The following is a 25019-nucleotide window of genomic DNA, read 5'->3' on the forward strand; positions in this document are numbered from 1 at the left end:
TTTGAATATTACGAATGAGTAGAGCGTCAGTTAACGCTCTACTAAACAGCACAATTACAGATTGTATTTGGATAGGTCTAAGCGGGTTTCTAACGCATGTTCAACCATTTGAATGACTTGTTGACGCTCTTCACCTTGTAAGAGTTGGCGTGGCGCACGAACTTGTTCAGAGCCACGTCCGCAGACTTGCTCGGCCAATTTTATGCACTGAACCAGCGTAGGAATGGTGTCTAAACGCAGTAGGGGTAAGAACCAACGGTAGATCTCTAACGCTTCAGCATAACGACCTTGGCTTGCCAGTTTATAAATCGCAACGGACTCTTCTGGGAATGCGTTGGTTAAACCAGAAATCCAGCCGGTCGCACCTAGCATCAGTGATTCAAGAGCGATGTCATCAACACCACTGAACACGGTAAAGCGGTCATCAAATTTATTGTAAAGCTCGGTGATACGACGAGTATCAGTGGTCGACTCTTTGATAGCTACAATACTTTCAAACTCAGCCAGTTTCGCCATGATGTCGAGGTTTACATCGACACCATAAGCAACCGGGTTGTTGTAAATCATGATTGGCATTTCTGGCGTTGCTTCTGCTAGCGTGCGGTAATATTCGAACGTTTCGCTCTCAGACGTGCGGTAAACCATGGCAGGCATCACCATACAACCATCGATACCAATTTTGTACGCATCCTGCATGTAATCAACAGCTGCTGTGGTAATAGACTCTGCTGTACCAGCAATCAAAGGCACACGGCCATTTACGACTTCTTTTGCCGCTTGCAAGACCTGGCGTTTCTCCTCCGGGTACAACGCACAGTTCTCACCGACAGTACCCAAGCAGATAATGCCATTCACACCATCTTTAATTTGGTTATCTATAACAGTTTGCGTTGCGTCTAAGTCGATTGACTGATCTTGACGAAATTGCGTACTGACCGCCGGATAAACACCTTTCCAATCAATTTTCATGAACTACTTTCCTTATATGTATATTGTATGCAATTTAAGTGAGCGAGCAAAAATGCTCAGGCATGGCTATCTATGCCATTTTCTAACAACACCGCCTTTACAGCGGCCAAATCAGCCAAAGCACTGCCAACTGATTTGTATAAAGTAATGACCTCATCGTTTTGACGTCCTGAGATTTGTTGGGCGCAAAGCTGCGGTAATTCCCCTTTAATATCGTCTGACGTGAACACGCCCTCTTGAATTGGAATGAGAAGATCGCCCGCTTCGGCTAATACATTAATACGGCTATCAACATACACCTGTGCTCGTTGCACTGCTTCGGAGTCGCATTCACGCTTATCCAAGTCATGATTACCGACCAAATCAATATGGGTGCCCGGCTGCACGTCTGCGCCATTAAACAAAGGCTCTGCTGATGCGGTAATACAGCTGATGATGTCAACGTGTTTGATAACGTGGTCCACATTTTCTACGACTGAAACACGGAACCGACACTCATCAGGAAGCGACTGATACTCTGAAGATGACACAATGGCATCTACCGTCGCCTCGGCTTTATCTGAGTTACGCCCCCAAATATAAACCTGCTTAAGTGGGCGAACCGCAGCGTATGCCCACGCAAAATAAGGCGCAAGATTGCCCGTTCCGCAGATCAACAGACGATCAGCATCGGGACGCGCCAAATAGTCCGCTGCCAACGCAGAAGCTGCGGCGGTGCGCCAAAACGTTAAAACTTTACCGTCCACGAGTGCGAGCGGCTCACCATCGTTTCGTCTAAAAACAAGCAGCTTAGATGCAAGCGTATCTTTGCCTTGCTCAGGGTTATGCGGGAAATACGTAAAGGCTTTCACCGCAATCAACTCCTGGTTCCAAGCTGGAAGTAGCGCAAACGCCTCGTATTCTCCCTCTTCTAAGGGCATGACTCGGCGTTGAGGTATTGTTGCTGGCCGCGAGTACATTTCACGCATCGTTTCAATAAGAGACTCCATTGTTAAACATTGCGCGACTTGCTGTGCTTCGATGACTTTCATTATTTCTCCGAAAACATAAATACGGTTGAGGAAAAGTACGGAACCTCGCTTATGGATGAAAACTCGGCCCCATACAAAAATTAACGCCTAGTTAAGCAGCCAGGTATTGAACTCTTCATTTAGTTCATCCGCGTAGTCTGACCACCATTCATCGTTAATCAGGAAGGCGGTTTGGAAGTTTTGAGGTGCGGTAGGAAGGTTCGCTAAAATGTCTGGGCTCACCTCCGCCGAAGACGATTTACGCGTAGGCCCGTAGGCAACGTACTTAGCTTGATCAGCTAATGGTTTTGTTCCTGAAGAAAAAGCGATGAAGTCCAATGCAAGCTTTGTGTTATCACTCCCTTTAGGTATTGCCCATCCATTCATGTAACCCATTTGACGGTCCCATATAATCCGAAATGGTTGACCTTCATCTTTACGGGCATTGTGAATTCGGCCGTTAAACGCCGAGGCGATCACCACTTCTTTGTCAGCAAGCATTTGAGGTGGCTGGGCACCTGTTGTCCACCACAGCACTTCTGATTTGATCGTATCCAACTTAGCAAAAGCACGCTCACGCCCCGCTTCGGTTTCGAGCAGGCTGTAGACCTCTTCTGGCTTTACACCATCAGCCAATAGTGCCCACTCAAGATTGCCCTGAGGTTGTTTTTGCAATGCACGTCGACCTGGAAAAGTTTTTAGGTCAAAGAGATCGGTCAACTTGCTAGGCAAAGCCTTACCTTTAAACGCGTCTTCGTTCACCGCTAATACAGTGGACACTACGATGGTATTGATTGCGCATTCGTGAATCGCACCATCAATGAAATCCTCTTGTGCTGGTGTTCCATCTGCGCCCGGAGGCAAAATACTTGGGTTCACTGGTTCTAGTAACCCTTCGGCGCAACCACGAACAATGTCCGGCTTGTCGAGAGAAACCAAATCCCAGCGCACGTTGTTCGCTTCCACCTGCGCTTTAATTTCGGCTAATCCGCCACTGAAATCCTCGGATACGATCTCAACACCTGTTTTTTTAATGAAAGGCTTATGATATGCCTCCACTTGGCTCTTGGTGAATGCACCACCCCAAGATACGACCGTCAATTTGTCTTCAGCATAAGCAGAGGTCCCCAACAGCATTCCTGAAATCAACAGCGCCAATGGTGCTTTGGTCATTCGTGACATGTATTACTCCTTTTGGTTGTTTTTCTGGAGGCATCCGAGTACGGCTGTTGGATACCAGTTTTTGTTAAAATTAAGTTAACATTAGCATTTAATATATTTTATACAATATTTAATATTAAATTTTTCAGGCAAATCGTTGTAGTGAAAAAGGTGAAAGATCAATCGATGTCGGCTTTCCTTCGATAAGCTCTAAAAGGAGATCTGCCGTAATCGCCGCTTGAGTTAATCCAAGGTGTTGGTGACCAAATGCCAGTAATACATTTCCATCCCAAGTGCTATCAATAACCGGTAACGAGTCGACTGTTGAAGGCCGATTCCCCATCCACTTTTCTCCTTGCTTGAGTGGATGTAACCCCGATTCAAACATCTCATCACCTAACTGAAAAAGCATTTCTGAACGTTTCATATTGGGTGGTGACTCTACATCGGCATACTCAACAGTGCCTGCCAAGCGTAACCCACCTGACATAGGAGTCATGATGAATTTTCTATCGGCAGAGCTAATAGGAAATGGCAATACATCACGCTTGTCATCCACCATTAGGTGATAACCACGCTCGGCTTGAATAGGCACTTTGACTCCGGTTAGTTGCCGTATCAAAGGCTTAGAATGTACACCTGCGGCAACAATGATTCGGTCAAATGAATGTGTTTGAGACTCAACCAGCACATCGCCATTTTTCGCCAACGCAGATACACCTTTTTGTAAAACCTTACCGCCAAGAACTTCAAAGGCTTCACTTAGCTCAGCAGAGAGCTGATAAGGGTCTAGCGTATGACCTGTTTCGGGAAAAAAGACTCCGACACGAACCTTATGGCTGAGATCAGGTATCCGCTCTCGAATCGCCTCTTGTGTCCAAACTTGATACGCCACACCGTTTTTAGCCAGTGAGTTAAGCGTACTTTGGTAGTCTTTAAACAGTTTCTCGTTTTCAAAAGTGAGCAATGAACCATTCATTTTTATTAGATGTGCTTTTCCGATTGAATCAAGCACGTCACGCCAACTTGCCACTGACCGCTCGTTAAGACTCTTAATCGCGTTTTTTGCCCGCTTCGCGGCTGATGGCTTTGTTTGTAATAGAAAACGAATCATCCACCCGATTGTGTTTGGAATATCTTGCCAACGGATCGAAACCGGACTTTTGGGATCTAGCAGCATTTTAGGTAATTGTGGAAGCAGCGCTGGCGTTGCAAGAGGGAAGATTTGCTCAGTCGCGATATGACCTGCATTTCCCTTAGAGCATCCATTCCCCACGCCGTTGGGATCAAAAATTGTGACTTGATAACCTTGCTGCTGCAACTTCAATCCAATTGATAAGCCAATAATCCCCGCACCTATCACGGCGATCCTTTCCTTTTTGGTTTCATCCTTGACCAACATAAATATGCTCCGAGTCACACTTGAAAACGTAGATTGTATACAATATATTTTACATTACGTTAACATCACTGTTGTTTAATTCAACCATTTTTTCAGCAAGGAGCGAAAAATGAGACAAGGAACTTTTTTCTGTATTGATGCCCACACCTGCGGCAACCCAGTTAGGCTGGTCGCAGGCGGTGTGCCTCCACTCGAAGGCAATACCATGAGCGAAAAGCGCCAATACTTTCTTGAGCATTATGACTGGATTCGTCAGGCACTCATGTTTGAGCCTCGCGGACACTCAATGATGTCGGGGTCAGTTGTCTTGCCTCCTTGCAGCGATAACGCAGACGCTTCAATTCTGTTTATTGAAACCAGTGGCTGCTTACCAATGTGTGGCCACGGCACCATTGGAACCGTCACCACCGCTATCGAAAATCGCCTTATCACTCCCAAAAAAGAAGGTCGTTTGATACTTGATGTCCCAGCAGGACAAATCGAAGTGCACTACCAAACAAAAGGTGACAAGGTCACGTCGGTAAAGATATTTAACGTACCGGCTTACCTTGCCCACCAAGACGTAACCGTGGACATAGAGGGCTTAGGTGGGCTCACTGTCGATGTTGCTTATGGCGGAAACTATTACGTAATCGTCGACCCTCAAGAAAACTACGCCGGACTTGAACACTACTCTCCAGATGAAATTTTGATGCTTTCTCCAAAAGTTCGCGAAGCGGTATCTCGAGCGGTTGAGTGCGTACATCCAGAAGATCCGACAGTGTGCGGTGTTTCTCACGTGCTATGGACCGGAGAGCCCACTCAAGAAAACGCCACCGCTCGAAATGCTGTGTTTTACGGCGACAAAGCGTTGGATCGCTCGCCATGTGGTACGGGAACAAGTGCACGCATGGCGCAATGGCATGCAAGAGGCAAACTCAATCAAGAAGAAGACTTTGTTCACGAAAGTATCATCGGCAGCCTATTTCAAGGACGTATAGAAGGCATCACCGAAGTAAATGGCAAAGCCGCTATTTTGCCAAGTATTGAAGGATGGGCACAAGTATACGGTCACAACACGATATGGGTAGACGATGCAGACCCATATGCGTACGGATTTGAAGTGAAGTAATAAGGATAGTAAGGAAGAATGATGAACCCACAAGAACCAACCACTTTTTACGCAGTCAACGCCTTTACTGGTGAGCCTCTACCCACAGCGTTTCCGGTGCATGGAGAGCAAAAAGTTAATCAAGCCGCCTCAGCCGCCCAAAGCGTTGCGCGTGAGTTTCGCCAACTAAGCAATGCAAAGCGAGCGAGCTTACTTTGCTCTATCGCCTCTGAATTGGAAGTGAAGAGTGAAGAAATCGTTGCTCGTGCTCATTTAGAAACTGCCCTTCCCGAAGCACGTTTAAGCGGTGAAATAGGACGTACCGCGAACCAATTACGACTATTTGCCGAGGTCGTGAGATCGGGCAATCACCATCAAGCAATTTTCGATACGCCAAACCCAAACCGTCAACCACTGCCAAAACCAGATATTCGCCGTCAACAAATCGCGATTGGCCCTGTCGCCGTGTTTGGTGCGTCTAATTTTCCGCTCGCATTTTCTACGGCAGGTGGTGATACTGCGTCGGCACTTGCGGCTGGCTGTCCTGTGATTGTAAAAGGCCATACCGCCCACCCTGGCACCAGTCAACTTGTTGCTGAGTGTATTGAGGCTGCACTTGAGAAAGAGTGCTTACCGCAAGCCATCTTCACGCTATTGCAAGGCAACAAACGCGCACTTGGCCAAGCACTCGTTACCCATCCAAAAATTAAAGGGGTTGGGTTTACAGGCTCAGTCGGTGGTGGCCGTGCGCTGTTTAACCTAGCTCAGCAAAGATCAGAGCCAATCCCCTTCTATGGCGAACTAGGGGCGATTAACCCAACATTTATTCTCCCTTCAGCCATACGAGCAAACGCATCATTGGCTGAAGAGTTTGTGGCTTCTATGACCTTGGGCTGTGGACAATTTTGTACAAAACCCGGCGTTGTATTTGTCTTGAATGGCCCAGAAACGCAAGCCTTTATCGAAACCGCTCAAGGGTTAATTCGACAACAATCAACGGCCACTTTGCTAACGCAAGGAATCCGAGAAACGTATGAATCCGAAGTGGATAAACGAGCTTCCGAAACAGGCATTAATGTAACTCGCTCTGAACAAGCAGAAGTGGCCAATGTCGCACCAGTACTGTTCGTGACGGACAGTAAAAACTGGCGTAAAAACCCACAATGGGAGGAAGAAATATTTGGTCCTCAATCGTTAATCGTAATCTGTGAAGATTTCGATGACATGTTGAAACTGAGTGATTCACTGACTGGCTCGCTCACCGCAACCCTTCACGCTACCGCTGAAGACGAAGAACAAGCCAAGCAACTGCTTCCAAGTTTGGAAGAAATCGCGGGACGCATTGTATTCAACGGTTGGCCAACTGGCGTCGAGGTTGGTTACGCTATGGTTCATGGTGGACCATATCCGGCTTCAACCAATTCTGCCTCAACATCTGTCGGAGCGGAGGCTATTCATCGTTGGTTGCGTCCCGTAGCTTATCAAGCTTTGCCAGAATCTTTATTACCAGATTCATTAAAAGCGTCAAACCCACTGGGTATTCAACGCGCCATAGATGGCAGAGTGTCCCAATAAGCTCACCAAATGGCTCAAAAAGGCATCAACTGATGCCTTTTATTTCACTCTACTTCTCAAAACCTTCTTTCCTAGTTGGTTTGTGCCAGAAAAACAATAAACTACTAAAGTAAAATGGATTGGATACAATATTAATTTAACGGGAGACTTCAATGTCACAGAAACCTGTTTTTAAAACGCGCACTCAGCTCGTTGAGGAAGCAATTCGAACTCAGATCTTGAAGGGCGAGTTAAAAACTGGTCAACCTTTACGTCAAGATGCGTTAGCAAAAGAGTTTAATGTTAGCCGAATCCCTGTGCGTGAAGCGTTAGTTCAATTGGAAGCACAAGGACTCGTTAGCTTTGAACCTCACAAAGGTGCGACGGTCACCGAGCTATCTCCAGAGAAAATCAATGAGCTATTTGAACTGCGCGCTGTCGTGGAGTGCCACATTTTAGAGCGTGCGATTCAGAACATGACGGACGCTGACCTAGAACGCGCGCGAGAAGTTCGCGAACGTTTCGAGTCAGTAGTGAACAGTGGCGACGAAGTAGAAGAATGGAGCAACTACAACTACGAGTTCCATAAAGCCCTATATGCTCCAGCCAACATGCCTGAAACTATGGACGTCATTTACAACCTGAACACAAAGTGTGACCGATACATACGCATGCAGCTATTGTTTACAGCAGGCATTAAAAAGGCAGAAGAAGAGCACTTAAGCTTGTTTGAAATGTGCCAAAATCGCGATATAGAAGGCGCCAAGTACCTGCTGAAAAAACACATTCTAGAAGCAGGCACTGCGATTCGAAACCTGCTGCTTGAAAGGCAAAATATCAGCCAGTAAACGGAATAACGAATAAGGTGATATTCAAGGATGAATGTTGGACCAAAGTTTTTACTCGCAGCGCTACGACAAAAGATTAAAGAAGAAGGGCTTTGCTACAATTCCTTGTCAGAGAAAAGTGGCATCCCTCTATCTAGTATTAAACGCCACCTACATAATCCGGCTTTAGGTTTGGATAAAGTACTTATTTATCTGAACTACCTGAATACCGATCTCATCGAACTCGCAACCTTAGCCAACGAGCTTCAGCACCAAAACGAGCAAATGCTAACAGATGAAGAGAGCGCCCTTTTCGTTGAGCATCCCTATTTACTCGATTTTATTTATATGCTGACTTCTCGCGATATTAAACCGCAAGAGATAGCCCAAACTTACGGAATTTCTGATACAAGCTTACGATTCTATTTGCGTATCGCGGAAATTCTAGGGTATGTGGAGAACTTCGGAGACGGCTTATTTTACCGTTCTGGTCGTCGATTTATTATGGAAGAAGGTACCGCATTGGACACCTTATTCAAAGAGCGATTTCAACAAGAGTCGCTTTCTCATAACATCAACGCAGGTGTGTGTGTGGGTCGTATTAGGCTCACCGAAGAGCAAAAAGTGCAAATAGAGGACGAGCTTTGTAATAAATTAGCGAAACTTAACGCAGTTAACACTTCCAACAACGAAGGTGAACTAACAAATATATTAATGCGCTGCACTCCTGGCGCTCAGATATTTTTCGCAGATGACTTGCCGGATATTGATGGAAGCCTGTTAAAGCACGTCGCCCAATTGACTAAAATAAATTAAAACATCAGATTAAAAATTTACCCCAAACCTAGAACGCATCATTTATTCCTACCAAATCTCTAATAAGTAGAGTTTCCCGTCCCGAAACTTACTTTCTATTTAGCAAACAACAATTAGTCGACTAAGAGAACCCTCCATTTCATCTTTGTTTTTTCCTTATTATTACGCTGAAACTACTAAGGAACTTAAGGAATAACTAATGGATTTATAAGAATAAAAGATAAACATTTTTACGTTATTTACCTCACACTCTTTAAATATAAATTTGCAGACGAACGAATTAAATTAATACATTCACTTAGCTAATAAAAACAAAAGCAAAACAGATAATTATAATTCTATTATTTATAAGGACATAGAAAAGTGAAATTTAAGTATTCTTTAGCAACGGCAGTCACTCTCGCATTATTACAAGGTTGTGGCGGTGGCGGCGGTGATGGTTCATCTACTCCGTCAACTAGCAGCGCAACCGGACCAACATGGAAAGCCGGTGATTTTAGCCAACCATCAAGCTCGTTTGTCAACCAATGTGAAACCCCACGAGTGGGTCGAGACCCATATAACAATTATGCCGCCTATCCAGATGAATTAGGTTCTGCTTTACACGAAAAACTCTTTTTAAGAGCTTTTACTAACGAAACTTACCTTTGGTATGACGAAGTTCCTGATAATAATCCAGCAAACTACAAAACCGTGACGGATTACTTCAACACACTGGTCACCTCTGCTACTACCACGACTGGTAAACCGAAAGATCGCTTCCACTTTACCGTCCCTTATGAAGATGAGATGAAATCATCGCAATCTGGTTTAGTCGCTGGATTTGGTTTTAACTGGGCATTCCTACGCGGCGTACAACCTAGAGACGTTCGTATTTCCTACACTGAAGAAGCCTCTCCAGCTGATAGAAGCGGCATTGCTCGTGGTGATAAGCTTCTAAAAATCAATAATATTGATGTTGTTAACACCGGTAGTCAGTCCGACATTGATTTTATTAATAAAACTCTATTTAACCCTGACATCAATCAAGATTACACCTTCACATTTGAGAGTGTTGACGGCCTAGAGAAAACCGTGACGCTTACCGCCTCTGATGTCATGACTTCTCCAGTTAAAAATGCCAAAGTGATCGCACACAATGGTATGCAGATCGGCTATCTACAATACAACTCCTTTGAACCAAGCGCTCAAGCCCCACTTATTGAGGCGTTCAGTACGCTCTCGGCAGAGAATGTTGACGAGATCGTCGTTGATTTACGTTACAACGGTGGTGGCTTAGTCCTTCAGTCCTCGCAAGTAGGCTACATGCTAAGCGGTGCTGGTCAGAACCGAGTCTTCAGTGAGTTAATTCACAACGACAAAGTGATGCGTACCATTAAAGATGGGGATAACATCTATCGCTTTACGAATCTAGCAATAGACTGGGCAGCACAAAAGTATTCGGACCAAATGCTGCCGACACTGAACAAAAAGCGCGTATATGTGCTGACTTCAGGAGGCACGGCTTCCTCAAGTGAACTGTTAATCAACGCTTTGCGCGGCATTGATGTGGAGGTTATCCAAATAGGTTCAAGAACCACAGGTAAACCGTATGGGTTCTCACCAGAGCAAAACTGCGGCACTATGTACTACACTATTCAGTTCAAGTCGGCGAACGAGAAAAAATTTGGCGACTTCGCTGATGGTTTTATTCCTACTCCAAAGAGCCAAATCAATACCGAGCTTGGCTTAAACAATAGAGTGGAAGGTTGCTGGGTCAATGATGACCTAACAAAACCATTAGGCGATCCGTCTGAAGGTATGCTTTCTGCGGCGCTAAACTACATGGAAACAGGAACCTGTCCGCCAGTATCCCCTTCAAGTTTCAACGCCATGCCGCGTAACATTTCATCTCCGGAGCTAAGCGATCTTCGCTCTCCGCTACGAACAGAGGCAATTCATGTTGAGATCAACTAACTTTTTACGAATGCTGATTCGGGTTGCGCTTTTCTTAGGCACTTCGATTTCTTTGATAGGATGCCAAGCTATGTCACAAGAACCCGTTGAAGCATTGAGTAAAAAGAACTCTCCGGAAACAGTCATAGAGATTCAAAACGCGATCGCAGAAATCCAAGGGACACCAGCACCTATAATCGCGAATAACGTATTTGAATCCTCACCGCATTTGTTGATTGAAAAAGGACGAGTAAAAGGCAACAACAATCAACTGTTGGATGGCAGCTATACGGATCTTCCAGACCAATATACGTTGCAGATAAGAGGTGAAAACTGTGGCTTGTACTACGCCAAAACAGATACCTTTGTCACTCTCAGTTCACTAGATTGTGAGCCCATCATTAAGTTTTAGATCTCCCAAAATAGAAGCCCGCTGATATCAGCGGGCTTTCTACTTTATTGCTCAGTGTGAAACGGTCAATGTTACTTTAATTCAATCCATGCTTTACGCTGTTGCTTATCCATGTATGACCAAGCTACAAAGCGGCTCACTTTCTGTCCTTGACTCATTTCAACCACACGAATGGCTTTCACACCCAATTTTTCAAGCTGCTTGCGCATCGGGCGAACGTTGTCTTTTTTGGATATAAGTGTCGTAAACCACAAGACCTGCGCAGCAAAAGCTTGGCTTTCATTCGCCATTTTTCGGATAAACGCCGCTTCTCCGCCTTCACACCACAATTCAGCGTTTTGACCGCCAAAATTCAACGCAGGTTTACTTGTCTTTACTTGTGCGGTTTGAGGTTTTAGCCCCTTCTTACGCTGGTTTGCTTTTAGATTATCGATTTTACGCTGGCTGCCCATAGCGGCATCTTCCGCCGAACGATGGAATGGCGGATTACATGTCGTCACATCATAACGATCATTCGGTTGAATGATACCTCGATAAATATTGGCATCATTGTGTTGCTGTATTAGTGCAATTTTTCCCGTCAAAACACGATTGTGCTCTACGATCGTTTGAGCCGATTGGATGGATTTTGGATCGACATCGCTGCCCGTATAGTGCCAACCGTATTTTGTTACACCAACAATCGGATAAATACAGTTTGCTCCCACGCCAATGTCCAACGCTTTCACTTTTTGGTGCGCGTACTGACCTTTTACTTCACTATCAAGTAGTTCTGCCACTCGGTGAATGTAATCAGCGCGGCCCGGAATCGGTGGGCAAAGATAGGTGTCGGGAATGTCCCAGAACTCGATACCATAATACGCAGCAAGCAATGCTTTATTGAGCATTTTGACAGCGTTAGGATCAGAGAAGTTTATGGAGTCTTCCCCTTTCGGATTTTTGATAACGAATGGCTTTAACTGAGGTTCACTTTCCACGAGTTTTTTAAAATCGTAACGACCTCGATGAACATTACGCTCATGCAAACCATTCTTCGCTATTTTTATGAACTCGACTTCGCTCTTTCCTGCAGGCTGCGGGGATTTGCGCGCAACTTTGTCTTTAACACGCTTCGGCTTGGCTTTATTCGCGTCTTTATTCTGAGCCGCCTTTGAAGTCTTTGGCTTTGCTTGCTTCGCGTTGTGATTATTGTTCTTCATTCAAATTCGCTTTTAAATCGAGGTAAATCATAAACAAACGAGCATCAAATTCGAGTTGGTGATACTCAGGCTCCATATAGCAACATAGCTGATAGAACGCCTTGTCGTGGTTTTTCTCACGAGTATGCGCCAACTCATGTACCACCAGCATTCTTAATAGTGGCTCGGGCGCATCTTTAAATACATTGGCAATGCGAATCTCGTTTTTCGACTTCAGCTTACCGCCATGGTTTCTACTGATTACACTGTGCAAACCAAGCGCGTTGTTTACCGCGTGAATTTTCTTATCGTAGACAACTTTACTGATTGGCGCGGCTTTCTTCATGTAGCAGTTTTTGATTGCCATGGCGTACTCATAGAGCGCCCTTTCGCTTTTGATTTGGTGCCTATCGGGATAACGCTTTTCGAACCAAGGAACAAACTTGCCACTCGCTATCAATGAGCTCACCTGCTCTACGATGTTTTGTGGGTAGCCTTGAATGTATCGAAGTGACGGATGCATAGAATTAACGTCTGTTATGACAAAATAAAGGCGCTCAATATACCTGAGATAAAGGACAGTTTCACCTTAGCTTTCGCCTTTCATTTATGGTGAAAGGCCGTTAAACTTCGCCTCCCAATGATAATGGAGAGAAACTCAATGAAACGTGTCGTCCTTTACGTCAAAGACAAATGCCCTCACTGCAAAGATGCTCAACGTTATCTGGATTCGAAAAATATTAACTATCGTTTGTGCAATGCTAAGATGCAACGCGGTCGCAAAGAACTTGATGCGCTTGGTGCTCGTTCAGTGCCAGTTTTAAAAATTGGTGATCGGGTAATGATTGGCTGGAACCCAAAGAACTTCGAGAAGATGTACAAAGGCGACTAGTGCTCGAACAATGAATCTGCGCTGCGTTTAAACGTAGCGCTTGATAAAGTCGATAAACGTTCGATCTGCTATTGATAAATACCCCTGCTTGCGCCAAGCAAGTGCCAGATCCAGCGTCACTGGTGGTTCAAACGGCACGCCAACAACGCCTGACTCATGTTGGGTCACCAATTCCAGTAACGCGGTAATCGCAAACTCTTGTTTCACAATACTCAAAATCAAAGGCAGTAAGTTGGTTTCGAATGATGACTTCATGGTAAACCCATGCTCCTCACTCACCTGATCCAAAAATTCACGGTGAAAATAGCCATGCTGAAACATAACCAAATCGTGTTCAAAGAACTCATCAAAAGTAAGAGCGTGTCGCTGGGCTAACTCATGCTCAGGTGAAACAACGGCGACCATTTGGCTAGTAAACAAATGGTCAGTTTCTAGGTCATCAGGCACGTTATCACAACTGATCACACCGATATCGAGTTGACCATTGAGCAGCATACGACGAATCGATTGAGTCCCAGCTTCGACCAAGGTCAATTTTAACTCCGGGAACTGGCTTTTAAACGCCATCACAACTCGTGGAAAGAAATAACTGCCCATCATTGATGGCGTCCCGAGTCGTACTTCGCCTTTCGCTAAACCTTTCAACTCATCAATCGCGAGCTGCGCGTCGTGCAACTGTTGAATCACCCGCTTGGCATGTACAAGTAGCGTTTCGCCCTCTTTCGTTAAGCTGATTTTTTTATCATCACGGCGAAATAGGGTAACGCCCAAAGACTGCTCAAACTTTTTGATAGAAATGCTTAATGCGGGCTGGGCAATATGCAGGGCTTTCGCCGCATGGGTAATGTTTCCATGTTCAGCGACCGCCAGAAAATGTTTAAGTTGTTTCGATTCCATTAGATCAAAAATATATGGTGTCTATATTTTTAATATATTTTTTTAATTTACAACGAACTGATAGATTGATCACAGTCTCTCCATTTGCTCACATTAGGCAGGATTCATGGTCAGTTTTGGCACACCGGAATACAAACGCATTACGCTCTCGCTAGCGCTTGGTTCCTTCTTGGTTTTTTCAAATTTATACCTACTACAGCCAATGCTGCCCACTTTTGCTCAAATTTTCACGATCTCAGAAACGCAAGTGAACTGGTTATTTGCGGCCTCAACACTGGCTCTCTCTTTTAGCCTCGTCCCAATGGCTGTGTTATCAGAATCAGTGGGACGAAAGCCAGTTATGATGGTTGGTCTGTTTTCGATTCCTACCCTTTCTGCTTTGATGCTGTTTGGTGACTCATTCCTGTTTTTGGTGGTATGTCGAGCACTGATCGGCGTCGCGCTCGCGGCTTTTGCTGCGGTCGCCGTGGCTTACATGGCAGAAGAGCTCGACAAGCACGCCTTCTCGATGGCAATTGGAACGTACATTGCGGCTAACTCATTAGGCGGTATCGCAGGACGTATTAGCGGCGGCTTATTGGCGGACAATTTCAGTGTTGATGTCGCCATTGAAGTTATGATGGTGTTCACTCTTCTTGGTGTCATTGGTGTTCACTATTTATTGCCAACACAGCGCAACTTCACCCCGTCATCAAGCAGTTTGCGCCATCAAAATCGTGCGCTTATTGGTCATTTTAAAAACCAACGCGTGTGGTTCGCGATGCTGATAGGAGGACTCAACTTTGCTTTGTTCGTAAACCTTTACTCCGTCATGGGTTTCCGTCTGGTGAGTGAACCTCACAATGTGCCCGTCGGGTTGGCCTCACTGATCTTTATTTGTTACTTGGGAGGGACTTTCTCCTCTCGTTGTGCAGGCCACTGGAGTAAACGTTATTCCTCAATCCTCGGTATGTTCTTGGGCGCGATAGTGAGCATGACGGGGATGTGGATTGCGGCGGTTGAAAGCTTGACTGCAATGCTATTTGGGTTGTTGCTGATAAGTTTTGGTGCCTTCTTTACTCATACCCTCGCCTACGGTTGGGTCGGTCAGAACGCCACTCGCGCCAAAGCCACCGCGACAGCGCTCTACTTAGTACACTACTACGTAGGCGGTAGCTTAGGAGGATTCTTACTTCTTTATTGTTGGCAGCATGGTGGTTGGTCGAGTGTTCTTATGGGGGGAAGCGCCGTCTACCTAGCGATGTTTGCTGCGATTGCGTATTTGAAACACATTGCCGAAAGAAAGCATACTGACCAAACACCTGACGCAGCGAGTTTAAAGAGTAGCTAAGGTACGCTCATTTGCGTAATACCTCTCTGATTACTTGGATAACCAACTCTGCTATGCTTGCGCTACTTTAATAAAAACCAGAAAGTCGTATGTCAACGCATTCAACACAAAACACAGATATCGAAGCGATCACTCAACAGGTCGATCAATGGCTCAACGATGTGGTAATCGGGCTCAACCTTTGTCCGTTTGCTGCCAAGCCGCAACGTAATAAACAAATCAAAATATTTGTTAGTGAAGCGACTCAAGAAGAAACGCTTCTTGAAGATATTTTATTGCAACTGATTGAGCTGAGTAACACAGAGCCCGAACAACTTGAGACCACGTTGGTTGTGGTTCCCAACATGCTACAAGATTTCTGGGACTACAACTTTTGTATCGATTGGGTTGAAGGATTAATTAAGCAGCAAAACTGGGAAGGCATTTTCCAAGTAGCGACTTTCCATCCTGATTACTGTTTTGGCGGCGCTAGGCCTGAAGACGACGAAAACCTGACCAATCGTTCTCCTTACCCGATCTTCCATTTGATTCGCGAAGAGAGTATGGAAAAGGTACTAAAACACTATCCTGATCCTGAATCCATTCCCGATACGAACATCGCTCGTGTTTCCGCCCTTTCAGAGGAAGAACGTAAAAAGCTGTTCCCTTACCTATTTCGTTAAGCACCACCATTCCCCAAAGGCAGATTTATCACCAGTTAGATGCAATGCCCTTGGGGTTCAAAGTGCGGTTTGGTATCATTGCCGCTTCAATCGATTCAATGGAAATTAGAATGCAACTGTCAAAGCTAACCCAAGAGATTTTTGATCACTTATACCGTGATATCACCGAGTTCCGTAGTACGTTCGACTTACCAGTCGCAGACGCTGCAAGCCTTGATACGCAAGCAGACACACTACACACCTCTTTGGCGATCGAAGAGCTAACAGAGCTAGCAGAAGCAGATTGTAAAACTGAGCAAGCAGATGCCATCGTAGACAGCGTGTATGTATTAATGGGCCGTCTCGTTCATCTTGGCCACAGCAAAGTAGAAGACAACCTAGCGATCAGCTACTTAATTGATCTTCTATTAAACGTTGCAGTAAACCGTGGTATCGAATTTATTCCTTGCTGGGATGAAGTACACTCAAGCAACATGAGCAAAGTATGCCGTAACGAGCAAGAGTACTCAGAAACAGAAGCATTCTACGCGGAACAAGGCATCAAGTTGATGGCGGTGCAGAAAGGTGAATACATTATCGCGAAATGCGCCGAAGATTTCGTATCGGAAGGTAAAACCATTCGTAAAGGCAAAGTACTCAAATCTGTTTACTACCGCCCAGCAGATCTAAAACCGCTGACTCAGTAAACGTTGAGTTTGGCTATCTCGATTAAAAAAACGACCTCAAGAAGGTCGTTTTTTATTGTCCCTTAAATACTAATCAAAGATTAAATAAGGTTGCTCATCTACGATGACCTTTTTGACTTGAGTATTGAACACTTCCCCGAGCGCTTCTTCCGTTAGCACAGTGTCGGCATTTCCTGATGAGTGCAGCACACCGTTGTTAAGCAGCAATACTTTATCTGCGTGCTTTAATGTGCGGTTGAGATCGTGATTAGCAACCAATACTCCAATTCCCTGCGCCGCCATAGCGTTAATCAATTGATAGAGCAGCCCCTCTTGCGCAATATCTAACGGTGCTGCTGGCTCATCCAAAATTAAAAACTGCGAAAAAGGATTAATGGTACGCCACACCTGCAAACATACACCTGCTAATCGGACACGTTGCCACTCACCACCAGATAATGTTTGAATACTGCGATGAAGCTTATCTTGCAGTTGTACCAGCTCCACCACCATATTGACGGCATCACGCACTTTGATATCCGCAATCTCAGCGCCACTCGGCAGAGATAGGGCGAGATACTGAAAAACATCGACATTAAATGCAGGGCGTGATTGCTGACACAAATAACCTCGAACATGAGCTTGCTCTGACAACGGTAAAGTAAGCAAGTTTTTGTCGCCAACGCACACTTCACCACTCATACCCTCTCGGTGGCTTAACGTGCCAGAAATCGCAGCCAATAAAGTACTCTTACCTGAACCATTAGGCCCAACGACATGTACGATTTCGCCTGCTTTGCATTCAAAAGAAAGAGGCAATAATCGACTACCAACCGACATATGTTTAACGTGCATCATGACTCTTCACCAGCATCCAGATGAAAATAGGTGCGCCAATCGATGTTGTCATGACACCCAAAGGTAGCTCAGCGGAGTCTAATAACAGCCTTGCGCCGATATCCGCAAATACAAGCAACGCAGCACCAGATATTGCAGAAAGTGGCAATAAATAACGGTTTTCCGTACCAAAAGCCAAACGCAACAAGTGCGGTACCACCAAACCAACAAAACTGATGATGCCACCCAAAGCGACTGAACTACCCACCAAAACAGAAATGGCGAGGATCAGTTTCCAACGCATTTGATGCACATCGACACCCAATTGGGTCGCATGAATCTCACCCAGCATCAATTTATCAAGCGACTTGCCTTTACAACACAACCAGATAAGCACAGGCAGCATCACCAAGGTAACGGTATGTTGATACCAACTTGCGCCACCAATGCTGCCCATTAACCAATACATCAGTTGGCGTAGGCTAAGATCATCACTGAAGTAAAATGCCCACGTCACAATCGCGCTCGATAAAATACCCAATGCGACACCAACCAAAAGCAATCGAGCCGTCGTCAGGTGCATTGCCCTTGCTATCGCCACCAAAACAAACGTGAATACCATCGAGCCTGCAATCGCTGCCAACATAAAAACAATCGGGGTGGGAAGAACAGGTGACGCGAACATGATTAAGACCATTGCTAAGCTTGCACCACCAGATATACCAAGCACGCCGGGTTCAGCCAAAACGTTCCCAAGCAACACTTGTAACGTCGCGCCAGATACCGCTAACGCAGCACCAATAATTGCCGCAGACACCAACCTCGGTAAACGTAAGTCCACCAGTAGCTTATGTTCAAATGCAGATAAAGATTGAAAAGGAGAAAGGAAAATTTCTCCGACCATCAAGTGGATGGCAGAGAGTACAGCGAGCACGACCGACATAACCATCAGGTTACGTTGCCAGCGTCGTTCCTTGTTCAGGATAAGTTGTTGAAAATCCATAGCGGCCGATAAAAACAAACGAGGCTTAACCTTACAGTTAAGCCTCGGTAAATTGCAATTAACTTCTCAAAGCAATGTTGGATTAATCGTAAACCAACTCACCCTCTTCAAAACGGGTTTTCACTTCACAAACCATCAGAGCTGCACGTTGACCTATTGCGACGTGGCGGTTCGGGAAGACAATCGCTTCGTTTTCATTCTTCGCCATTAATGGTTTGTCGCCATCATGACCAAACACTTCGCCGTGAACAAATGAAGTGAAGTTTTCAACATTGTCGTCGAACATAAAGTCAAAATCTTCGTTCAAGCGAACGATTGTGCGACTTACTCGATATTTAATGCATGGTTTTGGTAGGTGTTCTGGCTTCGTTTCCGCAATCAAATTACGTAAAGACAAATCAAACGCAGTCAATTTATCAAGGTCATTTTCACCAATACGAGCCACACGACCAAGCTCCATCGTCAGAGCCTGCGCACCAAAGTTCTCAGCACTGTACCAGCTAAACGTACTCGATGGTGAGTTTGATAAGAGCACAGCTTCAATGTGTGCACTGTCCAAGAAATCGATTAATGCCTTGCTTCGCACAGGATGACGAGTCTTAGGACTCACTGCAAACGTATAGTGCTTCGAACCTCTAATCGCGCAGTGTAAATCAAGGTGCCAGCGTGTTGTCGGGTCGGTATCCTGATAAAAATCTCGAACAAGCAGCTTAAGCGTATCAGCGATGACAAGCTCTTTTGTCTGTTTGTGTTCTTTTTCGTCAAACAGACGGTTGAGGTTTTCTTCAAGGAATCGCGTGTGCGCCAAAGTGGATTCTGGATGAGCGATAATGAATAGACAACGGGTATCGACCGTCTGGAACCCAGATTCTATGTCTTGAATAATGGAATCCACCAGCTCCATCGGTGCCGTTTCATCTCCGTGAACCCCACAAGAGATGATGACGTTCTTCGTATCCTGAGTATAGTTCTCAGGGATCACTTCTAGTACACCACGCTGATAGAGTTTAAGTTTTACACCGTTAGAAAGCACCTGCTCCGCTGGTGCAACATCGATATGAACATCTAACGTGTCAGTTAAAAACGATTGGCGAAAGAGAGACTTCGTCATGCGTTACTCCTTAATAGCACGGCGGGGATGTTAATAAATTTTACAAAGGATTTTTGTTGCTGCGATCTCACTTATGAGTAGAAATCACTATTTCCCTCGAAAATCCGATACCTTTTCGCGCCAGGCACTCAAATCAAGCATTGAGGCGTTTAATTTTTAAACAATTACAAAGTGTTAGGGCTGTGAACTTTACCACAGCCCTGATTAAGATCATTATGATTTGATCAAATTTTTGTAGCTATAAAGCAGATTATGCATCAACAATGCGAAAAACTTAGCCGCGCTGTGCGAGCAAACGCTCAAACTCATCGACTTTTTCACGCACTAGCTCAACGCTCTGCTGCCAAAACGTTGGTTGGGTTAAATCCATCGACAGATGCTTTTCGACAACATCTTCCGCCATCATGCAGCCGGTATCGCGCAGCAAATTGATGTAATCGGTGTAAAACGCTTCGCCTTTGGTTTCTCGCTGTGCATAAATACCCTTGCTGAATAAGAAACCAAACAGGTATGGGTAGTTATAAAAACTCACACTATCGATAGAAAAGTGCAGCTTGCTTGCCCAGAAGTACGGATCCGGCTCGCTCATTACGTCGCCATACCATTCTTTCCAAGTTTCAGACATCAACTCACAGAATTCATCTGCGGTTAACTCTCCATCCTGGCGGCGTTCATAGAACGATTTCTCAAACTCGTAGCGAACCGGAATGTTGATCATTAAAGCTAGCGCAGATGACAACTCTTCCCACAACATCTCTAGCTTTTCATCGACGCTCTCCGCTTTCGAAATCAAATGATCACGAACGATGTTTTCTGCAAAAATAGAGGCGGTTTCTGCTAACGTCATTGGATAGTAAGTTTGGCAAAGTGGCAAATCGCGAATAACCCAGTTATGGAACGCATGGCCAAGTTCATGTGCCAGAGTCATCAGGTCTGAGCGGCTACCACTCCAAGTCATAAACACAAGTGGTGTTCGCGTTGCTGGTAGTTTGGTGCAGTATGCACCAAGGCGCTTGCTGGCATTTGGCGCGGCATCAATCCATCCGTTTTGTACCATCAAACGGACAAACTCCGACATCTCAGGGTTTACTGTTTCAAATGCTTCACAAATAACATCAATCGCTTCATCAAAGTCGTAAACCTTCGCTTCACCGCTCAAAGCAGGCATAGCCGCCAGATGATTCCAAGGTTTCATCTCATCCAGACCATGTACTTGCGCCATCAATAAACCCGCTTTCTGACCAATAGCTCGACTGTCTTTGGCTACTGTCATCATCGCATTTAAAGTTTCAGCTTGGATTCGGCTACCATGCAAACTCGGCTCGAGGAAGTGAACTTCACGCTTCGTCGAACGCTTTTTGTTTTCAGTTAAACGCCATCCTGCTAACGCATTCAAAATTGCAGCGAATGATTCTTGGTGCGTTTGCATTGCATCTTGTACGCCTCGCCACGCGGCTTCTTGACGCTCGAATTCAGAACCATAAAGAATGCTTGCCGCTTGAGAAAACCCAAGCTCTTCACTCTTACCATCTGTGTACTCAAGCTTCACTTTCAATGAGCCAGTCAGGTTATCATATAGGTTACCCCAAGCCGATTTACCATCCACACTCATCGCAGCCAGTAACTGTTCTTCTGCGTTGCTAAGACGAGTATCCGCCAACTTTCTGGAGTTCAAGATAGAAAAAGCTTGCCCACTGATATCAGGATTCTCATGATCTAACACGCGCAAGATAAACTCTTCGTCGGCATGCGTTAATGTCAAATCAAAGGGACTGAACGCTTGGGAAAGCTCCGAAAAGATGCGGGTCATTTTACCAAGTAACGATTTCGCTTCGGCGTTTGTTGCATCAACAGAAGCATAACAACTCGCAAAATTTGCAACTGTGCCCGCTAAACGACTCGCTGCTTCATTGGTCAAAATCGCATTTTGCATGATCTCTACGTTGCCACAATCTGCTGATTGTTTATTCAAAAGATCAATACATTGTTCAACAAGAGCAATATCGTCTTGAATTCGTGGGTCAGAAAGGTCGTTATAAACGATGGACAAATCCCAACTCGGCGTTGTCATTTCTATATTTCCTTTTTATGTAACTGAGTCAATTTTCGCTTCCTGCACCTAGCAGATGGGCTTCCACTGACATCTTCCGTAACTATGCCCGTAAGCAATATCGTTCTGGGCATTTTAATATTTATAAATTAACGAGTTAAAAGAGGTACGCCAATCGAACGCACCGAGGCGTAAATTTGCTCATCGATGGTCATTGTTATATGCGTGACAGAAGCGTTTCCTATCGACAACGTCGAATACCACTTGGGGTTACGCCAATCTAACTCCAATACATGAGCAAGAATCATACGAATGACGCCACCATGCGTGACGATAAGTAGATTGTCATTGATATCGTTGATGATTTGAGACCACACGCGACATATGCGCTCAGAAAATGTGCTTAAGCTCTCAGCGTTCGGCAACGTATGTTGTGCTGGCGATTGCCAAAAAGCATCTAGCTTTTTCCACTGCTCAGTGAGCATATCAAAAGGCATACCATCAAAATCACCAAATGCCATCTCTTGTAAAGATTCATCCGTCATTACTGGTAATAATTGCTGTTCAGCAATTATATTTGCCAGTTCTTGACAACGTGAAAGAGGAGAACAAATCACTCCACCCACACCTCGTCCACTCTCGATCCAAGCCCGAGCAATGCTTTCTTGGTCAGCAGGCGTAACTTTTACATCTGTTTGGCCATGGAGTCCTGGTGGAGCATCTACTTTTCCATGACGCACAAGATAGATATTGAGTGTTTTCATTTTGTTCCATCCTACTCTTTAAGAACCAACGGCAAACCAGCAGCAACAAAGGTAACACGATGGCAAACACTGGCTAGTTTTTGATTCATCCGTCCTGCATTATCCACAAAGTAACGACTAACCGCCCCCAAAGGCACAATACCCATTCCAACCTCGTTAGAGACGAATATTAACGTCGCATCTGAGCCACGCACCACCTGTATAAGCTTTTCAATTTCTGCTTCTAGCTTCTCATTGGAACATTCATCACCTAACTCAAATATCCAATTATTGAGCCACAAGGTTAAACAATCGACCAGTACAACATCGGTGTTAGCGAAATTTGTCAGTAACTCAGATAAATGAAGGGGGCATTCATGCTCTTGCCACTCGCCCCCTCGTTGCTTTTGATGATGCGCTATTCGCTCTCGCATTTCTTGGTCAAATGGCAGCGCGGTTGCAACATAATGTAATGAGTGTTGAGAAGTGGTCGATAATTGCTTGGCTGTTTTTTCCGCCAAATGCGACTTCCCAGAGCGCGCGCCACCGAGTATCAATTGCTTCATGAGATGTGATAAAACCCAATCATAGTGAGATAAACAAGCAGTTCCGATAGCTGCTGCGCTGCGCCAAGGCAATCCCCCGTAAAGCCGCCAATTCGCTTGGTTAACCAACGTTTGAACATCAAACGAAATACCACGAGAACAAGCGATATAAAGATCGCCTGCGTGATACCAAGCACAAGCAATGTTATGCCACCAGTAAACAACAAAATGGAGACTTCTAAAGAAGACTGGCTATTTGCCAGCGGTTTACTTTTCGACGTATCACTGTCACTGACATAAGGCATGTCATAAATAAGCGTCGCGGCTAGTGCTCGGCTTGCGGTATAAGCGACGACAATGACCAACCAAAACTGCGGCAAGTTAGCCAGTTCACTCCAAAAAACATACTTAGCCAATAACGCCATAATGAGAGTGGCGGCACCATAAGTGCCAATACGACTGTCTTTCATAATAGAGAGGCGTCGCTCGACAGTCATGCCACCGCCAATGCCATCCGCCATATCAGTCAAGCCGTCTTCGTGAAATGCCCCTGTTAACAATAAGCTAAACACCATTGTTAATACTATGGCAACCGATTCTGGGAAAAGAATTGAGGTGAGCGAAAATACCAGAGCACAAAGCGCTCCAAGTACGAGACCAACTAACGCGAAATAACGTCCGGCCTGATTCATGCGTTCTTCACTGTATGGCAACGCTTGGGGTACGGGTAAGCGACTAAAAAAACTGATAGCTAATAGAAACAACTCCCACTGGTATCTTAACGATGACGGCGTGACGTTCTCAGAATTATCAGGGACTGACACTATACTGTAACTCCTGCACTCTCAAAGCTCGCCATCTTGTTGTAAAACTGGGCAGCAGCTTTTAACAAGGGTAAGGCAAGAGCGGCTCCGGTTCCCTCCCCTAACCGTAAACCAAGATCGAGTAGAGGTTCTGCTTTTAGGTACTCTAATACAAACTTATGTCCATTTTCTTCGGAGCGGTGGGCAAACAACATGTATTCGCGTGCTTCTTCGTCTAGCAACGTTGCAATATACGCAGCAACCGATACGATAAATCCATCCACTAAAACTGGGGTTTTAAGCCGCTTGGCTTCTAAAAAAGCGCCCACTATCTGTACGATTTCAAATCCCCCAACCTGTGCGAGAATCGCTTTGGTATCAAGACCTCGACATCGGTTTACCCCCTGTGCTACCAGTTTATATTTGCGGCTCAACTGCTGTTGATTGATTCCGGTGCCAACGCCAACACAATAATCAACATCTAATGAGCTCAGCGCCGATAACAGTGCTGAGGCCGAACTGGTATTACCGATGCCCATCTCGCCGAACATCAAGAGGTTTGAACCATGCAAAATGGTTTGCTCAGCAATCTTCGCACCATATTCTAAACCTAACGCCACTTGTTCTGGGGACATCGCTGATTGTTTAGAAAAATTAGCCGTACCGTTACCCAACCGTTGTTCAACCAAGTTGGGATGGGATTTAAATTCTGGAACAAGCACATCAATAGGTGCCAACATGCCGCAATCTATTACTTTGAGTTGGATGCCATTGATGTCGCAAAAGCAGTTGATGGCTGCGCCGCCGGCGAGAAAGTTAGCCACCATTTGCTGAGTGACTTCGCTTGGCGCAATACTTACGCCCTCCTCTGCAACGCCGTGATCTCCAGCAAATACCAGCATGCTCGGTTTACAGATAGCGATGGAATCGACTGGCTGAGGTTTATCCTGACTTTGAATAAGAGCTAGCTGTAGTGCCACCTTTTCCAATAAGCCTAAAGAACCGACGGGTTTGGTTTTGTTATCTATGCGCGCTTGTATCTCCACTGCAAAAGAGTCATCCATTTTTTACGTTCCTTTGATGTTGTCTGGGTGAGAGGTGTTCCATTGATTAAGAAATCTTGCTCA

Annotated in this window: 25 protein-coding genes; 10 read left to right on the plus strand and 15 right to left on the minus strand. The window is 45.2% G+C overall.

What is annotated here, in order from left to right; translation table 11 throughout:
- Nucleotides 1-54 precede the first annotated feature (54 nt).
- The 4 genes from OO778_RS09935 to OO778_RS09950 all read right to left on the minus strand — a co-directional run bounded on the left by OO778_RS09935 (nucleotide 55) and on the right by OO778_RS09950 (nucleotide 4542).
- The gene (locus tag OO778_RS09935; protein ID WP_005377851.1) at nucleotides 55-969 is read right to left on the minus strand and encodes a dihydrodipicolinate synthase family protein; all 915 of its coding nucleotides are present in this window, start codon (nucleotides 967-969) and stop codon (nucleotides 55-57) included.
- A gap of 56 nt (nucleotides 970-1025) precedes the next feature.
- Nucleotides 1026-2000: an ornithine cyclodeaminase family protein gene (locus OO778_RS09940; RefSeq protein WP_264909537.1), complete on the minus strand. Its 975-nt coding sequence runs from the start codon at nucleotides 1998-2000 to the stop codon at nucleotides 1026-1028.
- 87 nt (nucleotides 2001-2087) lie between these two features.
- Nucleotides 2088-3161, minus strand: coding sequence for an ABC transporter substrate-binding protein (locus tag OO778_RS09945; protein WP_074191221.1), 1074 nt, complete (start codon nucleotides 3159-3161; stop codon nucleotides 2088-2090).
- Nucleotides 3162-3285: 124 nt separating this feature from the next.
- Nucleotides 3286-4542: an FAD-dependent oxidoreductase gene (locus OO778_RS09950; RefSeq protein ID WP_258616412.1), complete on the minus strand. Its 1257-nt coding sequence runs from the start codon at nucleotides 4540-4542 to the stop codon at nucleotides 3286-3288.
- Nucleotides 4543-4651: 109 nt separating this feature from the next.
- On the opposite strand from OO778_RS09950, the gene OO778_RS09955 reads away from it, so the two are divergent.
- The 6 genes from OO778_RS09955 to OO778_RS09980 all read left to right on the plus strand — a co-directional run bounded on the left by OO778_RS09955 (nucleotide 4652) and on the right by OO778_RS09980 (nucleotide 11176).
- The gene (locus tag OO778_RS09955; protein ID WP_074191219.1) at nucleotides 4652-5653 is read left to right on the plus strand and encodes a 4-hydroxyproline epimerase; all 1002 of its coding nucleotides are present in this window, start codon (nucleotides 4652-4654) and stop codon (nucleotides 5651-5653) included.
- 21 nt (nucleotides 5654-5674) lie between these two features.
- A complete protein-coding gene (locus tag OO778_RS09960; RefSeq protein WP_074191218.1) occupies nucleotides 5675-7207 on the plus strand; it encodes an aldehyde dehydrogenase (NADP(+)) in 1533 nt (510 codons plus the stop codon).
- A gap of 152 nt (nucleotides 7208-7359) precedes the next feature.
- Complete coding sequence (locus OO778_RS09965; RefSeq protein WP_074191217.1) at nucleotides 7360-8034, plus strand: GntR family transcriptional regulator; 675 nt, start codon at nucleotides 7360-7362, stop codon at nucleotides 8032-8034.
- Between the two features lie 30 nt (nucleotides 8035-8064).
- Entirely contained in the window at nucleotides 8065-8829 is a 765-nt protein-coding gene (locus OO778_RS09970) for a transcriptional regulator (RefSeq protein ID WP_074191216.1), read from the plus strand.
- A gap of 363 nt (nucleotides 8830-9192) precedes the next feature.
- A complete protein-coding gene (locus OO778_RS09975) occupies nucleotides 9193-10785 on the plus strand; it encodes a S41 family peptidase (RefSeq protein ID WP_074191215.1) in 1593 nt (530 codons plus the stop codon).
- A gap of 70 nt (nucleotides 10786-10855) precedes the next feature.
- Nucleotides 10856-11176, plus strand: coding sequence for a hypothetical protein (locus tag OO778_RS09980; protein WP_083612668.1), 321 nt, complete (start codon nucleotides 10856-10858; stop codon nucleotides 11174-11176).
- Between the two features lie 71 nt (nucleotides 11177-11247).
- On the opposite strand, the gene rlmF is transcribed toward OO778_RS09980, so the two are convergent.
- On the minus strand, nucleotides 11248-12375 hold the full coding sequence (gene rlmF / locus OO778_RS09985; protein ID WP_074191214.1) for a 23S rRNA (adenine(1618)-N(6))-methyltransferase RlmF: 1128 nt from the start codon (nucleotides 12373-12375) through the stop codon (nucleotides 11248-11250).
- Nucleotides 12362-12877: a M48 family metallopeptidase gene (locus OO778_RS09990; RefSeq protein WP_047008672.1), complete on the minus strand. Its 516-nt coding sequence runs from the start codon at nucleotides 12875-12877 to the stop codon at nucleotides 12362-12364. Before OO778_RS09990 ends, rlmF begins: the two co-directional genes overlap by 14 nt.
- 138 nt (nucleotides 12878-13015) lie before the next feature.
- Here OO778_RS09990 and OO778_RS09995 point away from each other — a divergent pair, with 138 nt between their 5' ends.
- A complete protein-coding gene (locus OO778_RS09995) occupies nucleotides 13016-13246 on the plus strand; it encodes a glutaredoxin family protein (RefSeq protein ID WP_005377871.1) in 231 nt (76 codons plus the stop codon).
- Between the two features lie 27 nt (nucleotides 13247-13273).
- On the opposite strand, the gene OO778_RS10000 is transcribed toward OO778_RS09995, so the two are convergent.
- The gene (locus OO778_RS10000; protein ID WP_074191213.1) at nucleotides 13274-14143 is read right to left on the minus strand and encodes a LysR family transcriptional regulator; all 870 of its coding nucleotides are present in this window, start codon (nucleotides 14141-14143) and stop codon (nucleotides 13274-13276) included.
- A 106-nt stretch (nucleotides 14144-14249) separates the two neighbouring features.
- Here OO778_RS10000 and OO778_RS10005 point away from each other — a divergent pair, with 106 nt between their 5' ends.
- The 3 genes from OO778_RS10005 to OO778_RS10015 all read left to right on the plus strand — a co-directional run bounded on the left by OO778_RS10005 (nucleotide 14250) and on the right by OO778_RS10015 (nucleotide 16821).
- Entirely contained in the window at nucleotides 14250-15473 is a 1224-nt protein-coding gene (locus OO778_RS10005; RefSeq protein WP_085343191.1) for an MFS transporter, read from the plus strand.
- 89 nt (nucleotides 15474-15562) lie between these two features.
- Nucleotides 15563-16135: a DUF1415 domain-containing protein gene (locus OO778_RS10010; RefSeq protein WP_046874851.1), complete on the plus strand. Its 573-nt coding sequence runs from the start codon at nucleotides 15563-15565 to the stop codon at nucleotides 16133-16135.
- 110 nt (nucleotides 16136-16245) lie between these two features.
- A complete protein-coding gene (locus tag OO778_RS10015; RefSeq protein ID WP_005377875.1) occupies nucleotides 16246-16821 on the plus strand; it encodes a nucleoside triphosphate pyrophosphohydrolase family protein in 576 nt (191 codons plus the stop codon).
- 69 nt (nucleotides 16822-16890) lie between these two features.
- Here the strand turns inward: OO778_RS10015 and btuD are convergent, their stop codons facing one another.
- From btuD to cobT, 8 genes are all read right to left on the minus strand, one after another.
- Nucleotides 16891-17658: a vitamin B12 ABC transporter ATP-binding protein BtuD gene (btuD, locus tag OO778_RS10020; RefSeq protein ID WP_170902109.1), complete on the minus strand. Its 768-nt coding sequence runs from the start codon at nucleotides 17656-17658 to the stop codon at nucleotides 16891-16893.
- Nucleotides 17645-18640: a vitamin B12 ABC transporter permease BtuC gene (btuC, locus tag OO778_RS10025; protein WP_047008668.1), complete on the minus strand. Its 996-nt coding sequence runs from the start codon at nucleotides 18638-18640 to the stop codon at nucleotides 17645-17647. Before btuC ends, btuD begins: the two co-directional genes overlap by 14 nt.
- Nucleotides 18641-18722: 82 nt before the next feature.
- The gene (locus OO778_RS10030; protein WP_006741645.1) at nucleotides 18723-19751 is read right to left on the minus strand and encodes a succinylglutamate desuccinylase; all 1029 of its coding nucleotides are present in this window, start codon (nucleotides 19749-19751) and stop codon (nucleotides 18723-18725) included.
- Nucleotides 19752-20025: 274 nt separating this feature from the next.
- On the minus strand, nucleotides 20026-21822 hold the full coding sequence (locus tag OO778_RS10035) for a M3 family oligoendopeptidase (RefSeq protein WP_170902111.1): 1797 nt from the start codon (nucleotides 21820-21822) through the stop codon (nucleotides 20026-20028).
- Nucleotides 21823-21950: 128 nt separating this feature from the next.
- Entirely contained in the window at nucleotides 21951-22565 is a 615-nt protein-coding gene (cobC, locus tag OO778_RS10040) for an alpha-ribazole phosphatase (RefSeq protein ID WP_145532213.1), read from the minus strand.
- An 11-nt stretch (nucleotides 22566-22576) separates the two neighbouring features.
- On the minus strand, nucleotides 22577-23110 hold the full coding sequence (gene cobU / locus OO778_RS10045) for a bifunctional adenosylcobinamide kinase/adenosylcobinamide-phosphate guanylyltransferase (protein WP_005397778.1): 534 nt from the start codon (nucleotides 23108-23110) through the stop codon (nucleotides 22577-22579).
- Complete coding sequence (locus OO778_RS10050; protein WP_046874846.1) at nucleotides 23107-23913, minus strand: adenosylcobinamide-GDP ribazoletransferase; 807 nt, start codon at nucleotides 23911-23913, stop codon at nucleotides 23107-23109. The genes cobU and OO778_RS10050 overlap by 4 nt, the downstream gene beginning before the upstream one ends.
- Nucleotides 23913-24956 (minus strand): nicotinate-nucleotide--dimethylbenzimidazole phosphoribosyltransferase, encoded by a 1044-nt coding sequence (gene cobT / locus OO778_RS10055; protein WP_264909551.1) that lies wholly within the window; start codon nucleotides 24954-24956, stop codon nucleotides 23913-23915. The genes OO778_RS10050 and cobT overlap by 1 nt, the downstream gene beginning before the upstream one ends.
- Nucleotides 24957-25019: the final 63 nt, after the last annotated feature.

Origin of the sequence: Vibrio sp. STUT-A16, from assembly GCF_026000495.1 — a bacterium.
GTDB classification, from domain to species: Bacteria; Pseudomonadota; Gammaproteobacteria; order Enterobacterales; family Vibrionaceae; genus Vibrio; species Vibrio diabolicus.